This is a genomic window from Mesorhizobium sp. M7A.F.Ca.CA.001.08.2.1 (assembly GCF_003998455.1).
In the GTDB taxonomy this organism is placed as follows: Bacteria; Pseudomonadota; Alphaproteobacteria; order Rhizobiales; family Rhizobiaceae; genus Mesorhizobium; species Mesorhizobium ciceri.
The window spans coordinates 1-4108 of sequence record NZ_RZPW01000585.1 but is presented as its reverse complement, the minus strand read 5'-3'; the positions used below and the strand labels follow the sequence as shown (position 1 = coordinate 4108).

General features: G+C 58.4%; 3 protein-coding genes and 1 pseudogene. 3 read left to right on the top strand and 1 reads right to left on the bottom strand.

Annotation, left to right across the window (positions count from 1 at the left end):
- Positions 1 to 1829, bottom strand: a 1829-nt coding sequence (locus EN914_RS26825) for a PAS domain-containing protein (protein WP_127389361.1), incomplete at its 3' end; no start/stop codon positions are given.
- Positions 1830 to 2180: 351 nt separating this feature from the next.
- On the opposite strand from EN914_RS26825, the pseudogene EN914_RS26820 reads away from it, so the two are divergent.
- The 3 genes and pseudogenes from EN914_RS26820 to EN914_RS26810 all read left to right on the top strand — a co-directional run.
- Positions 2181 to 2597 (top strand): annotated as a pseudogene (locus tag EN914_RS26820) (organic hydroperoxide resistance protein); the annotation flags it as partial.
- A 129-nt stretch (positions 2598 to 2726) separates the two neighbouring features.
- A complete protein-coding gene (locus tag EN914_RS26815) occupies positions 2727 to 3002 on the top strand; it encodes a hypothetical protein (RefSeq protein ID WP_024504939.1) in 276 nt (91 codons plus the stop codon).
- A gap of 504 nt (positions 3003 to 3506) precedes the next feature.
- On the top strand, positions 3507 to 4108 hold a 602-nt coding region (locus EN914_RS26810; protein ID WP_127389360.1), incomplete at its 3' end, for a hypothetical protein.

The following is a 4108-nucleotide window of genomic DNA, read 5'->3' as shown; positions in this document are numbered from 1 at the left end:
AAGCTGAGTTGCTGGGCTTTGAACAAGAATGCCTCGCTCCGCTTTAGCGCGCTTTCGCTTCGCGCACGTTCGACGGCGATGCTTGCGATCTGGGACAACTGCGCAATGAGTTCGCGTTGAAAGGTGCTCGGCGGCCCCGGCTCATACTGGTAGAAAGCCAACGCACCCAATGCCTTCTTGTCGTGTGAGAGAATTGGCGACGACCAGCACGCCTTGATACCGTACGAGAGGGCAAGTGCACGCCATCCGTGTTTGTCCCATTGCATATCTGTCGCAATGTCCGAAACGATCACCTGCTTCTTTTCGGAAGCCGCCAACCCACAGGGTCCAGATGCCCTGTGGGCCGGTCTGCCGTGCATTGTCTCGTTATAGCCCGACGGAAGCGCAGGGCCGGCGCCATGCTGCCATGTTGTTTCGTCCGGGCTGTAAAAAAGGATCCCACAATGGCAGCCGGTGGCCATATCTTCGACCAGGCGGCACAAAGCGTCGAGCACGACAGGAAGTGTATAACCCCACGCGATCATTTCGAGGAGCCGCTTTTCATGTGCCAGAAGAGTTTCTGCCCTTTGCTGATCGTCCTCACTGTGCGTGCGCGCTACAGCAATACTGGCGATATGCGTCAGTTTCTGCATGAGCGACTGATGGAATGCGGTGGGCAGACCGCCATCTGGTCTATAGATTGCAAAAGTTCCGAGTGCCTCACCTGTGGCGGCGATAATCGGCGTTGACCAGCAAGACTTCAACCCATGGGCAAGGGCAAGTGCCTGCCATCCTGTTTCATTCCATCTCGCATCTGTTGTGACATCCGAGACGATGACTTGAATTTTCTGACAAACTGCCATTCCACATGGTCCGGCCTCGGGACTTACCGTCTTGCCTTCCAGAGCCTTGCTGTATGTGGTGGGCAGTCCAGGTCCGATCGAACGTTCTACTTTCAGGCCTGCGCGGTCGAGTAGCAGGACGCCGCTGACGCAACCGTTGGCCATCTTGTCCAGCAGTCCGCAAAGTTCATCCAAAACAACGGGAAGCGGGTTGCCAGACGCAACCATCTCAAGCAGGCGCTTTTCGCCGGAAAGCAGCGCCTCCGCGCACCTTCGCTCGTCAATGTCCGTTTGGAGAAGATACCAAAGGACAATTCGACCTTCAGCATCTCGCAACGGATATCCCTGCGTATGAAACCAGCGATATTTCCCATCAGCACGACGCAGGCGTGCCTCATGGTCGTAGGGCTCGCCGGTCCGGACGCACTCCATCCATTTGACAAGGATCGCCGGCCGGTCATCAGGATGATAAGCCTTGCCTAAGGGCCGGTCCTTTAACTTCATCTGTTCCAGCGTCACGCCGATATAATCGAGCATGTATTGGTTGGCGTGTTCGAACTGGCCGTCAGAGGACATGAGCGTTACGATCGCCGGGAGACCGTCGATGATTACCCGGAAGCGGTTTTCCTCGGCGCGAATCGCTTCTTCTGCGGTCTTTCGCGTCTGGATATCGGTGTTTATCCCGCACCATTTGACGACCTCGCCCTTTTCACCGAACAGCGGGCAAGCTCGAACATGGAACCAACGGTACGTCCCATCGAAGCGCCGCATCCGAGCTTCGATGTCCCCCTGCGCACCGGAGGCAAGTATTGCTTCCCAGTCGTCGGTTAGGCGTGGCCGATCATCCGGGTGCACGGCAACTTGCCAGCCCTCATCACGGGCTTCGCCGGTTGAAAGACCGGTATACTCGCACCAGCGTTGATTGACGAAGTCGGTACATCCATCCGGCAGCGCGCTCCAAATCAACCCAGGGAGAGCATCGACGACGCGGCTGAGTTCGTTCTCCATCTCGCCCTTTCGCTACGGCTGGTGAAAGCCGTCGGCGCAAAGATGCGCCACATGTTGCACTCGAGTCGATGATGCTTAGGTGTTGGTTTGGGCGTTATTCATCCAGAGCCGCCGCTCCGCTGCCGTGACATCTTGCCATCGTTCTCTGACCGAGACGCTCTAGGCCGTCTCTTTGTCTAGTGAACGATCCGATGCTGAGATGGCAAAATCCATGCAGCTAAAGGTCTGGCGCGCCAATCCGAAAGTATCGACGATACGTTAGTTCAATAGATTTGCAGCCATGTTCCCCCGTACTTGAGAAGCACATTCGGCGCTGCCAAATGCAAAGAACTGCAATAGCGAGGATTGATCATGACACAGTCAGGAAAAGCAATATACACGGCCAAGACCCATACTGAGGGTGGTCGTGAACACGGCGTTGCTCGCAGCTCCGACGACCGCTTGGATATCAAACTTTCGTCTCCCGGCGGTCCCGGCTCCGGCACCAACCCGGAGCAGCTGTTTGCAGCCGGCTGGTCGGCATGCTTCGAGGGGGCAATGGGAATTGCTGCCCGCAAAATGAAGGTCGCTCTTCCGGCTGACCTGGCCATCGATGCCGAGGTCGACCTTTGCCTGGAGAGCGGCTCCTACTCCCTTCAGGCCCGGCTCAACGTGAGCCTACCCGGTCTAGAGCGCGACGTCGCCCAAGCCCTGGCGGATGCGGCTCATCAGACGTGCCCATACTCCAAGGCCACACGCGGAAACATCGACGTCATCATCACCGTGGTTGAGCCTGGTCTCACCAGCGCTGTCGCGGGGGCGACGGTCGGCTCGGCTGCCGGCGGTTTTCTACCAGTCTGAACAATTACCAGCAGTTATCGATGGGATAGCTGCGCAACCCAGGAGAAGGACTATACCATGAATATCAAAGCGATCTGTCTCGGTGCCTTTGCCGTCTGCACTCTCGGAAGCACGGCAATTGCGGGCGCACTCGATGTCGTCGACAACCTGGCGCCGTTCTACACCGATGCGTCGATGAAGACCCTGAAGCCCATGCCGGAGTTCAAGGCGGCCTTCATGGCGAAGCCGCAGCCCATGCGCGAGATGATCATGCGAGAATGCAACGACGCGGCCATGAGCAAGCCTTACGCCGAGTTCTGCGCCGACGTGAATGCCCTCCGCGGAATGCAGTAGGTCGTTCTCCACCCCCTAGGTTGCCGATCATGGGGCAAACTGCCTCCATCAAAGCCAATCCTCAGCTTCCGCCGGCAACAGAGTAGTGCCGGCGGTGACCGATGCCGGCCCAGAGACTCCCCCGGGCCGCTCCTCCCCCAGCCTCCAGGCGAGCAGGTCGGCATCGGTCAGTCATGAACAGGAACCCGACGATACATTGCCATGGAGCAATCCAGATCTGGTCGATGCGGCCTATCTGGTGAAATGTCAGCTATCGTTGTTCGGACGCCATAAGTTGCTGGTCCGCTTCCGGCCCCGGAGCGGCCGGTGTCGAATCAAGAAAGCTGGCGCAGATCCAGCTTGATCGGCCTCTCGGCCTTCTGAGAAAAGCGCAGACCTTGTTGCATTGCCCGCTGGATCGCCGATCGCGCTATCGACCAAGCCCTTGCGAACTAAGCTACGCCAAGGGCACTTGCGCCTTCGTAAAGCGTTCTCCTGGCAAGAGATGCGGTGAGGTGCGGCGCCATGATCATGAAGAGAACGGATGGGTCGAGTTCCAATGACGATGTCCCAACGGGCGCATCGGCTTCGTTCCCCTATGACAGGATCACCGTCGAACGCTTCCGGAAGAGTTTTCCCCGGGCCCGTTGGAGCGATGAACTCAAGGCCTGGTTTGTCCCGGGAAAGACCGCCGCTCGGCGCTTCAATCGTTGGCTGGAGCAAGAATTAGCCGGATTGAACGTGCATGCTGACAGCAGGGGACGCGACGCCTATGCCTTCGATCCTATCGTTTCCAAGTACCTGCTCGTGCACCAGGATCGGCTGGAGGTGCAAACACCATATTCTCGCTCGGTGGTAAACACGATGCGCGACGTGCCGTTTGCGTTCTGGGATCCCGACAGGCGCGCTTGGACAGTGCCTTTTCGCTCGTACGAACAACTGCATCGACGCTGGGCGGAAATCGAGGCGGCCGCCATTCGCAACGAGCCCGAAGCACGAAAGCAGCGCGCGGCGCAGAGGCGGGGGTCTCCGCAAGACCTGGCGTCACGCGCGCGTGCTATAGAACGCCGCCGCAGGCGCTATCCGCTGGACCCTGACAATCTTCCACCTTTTGGACGGCCCGTGAT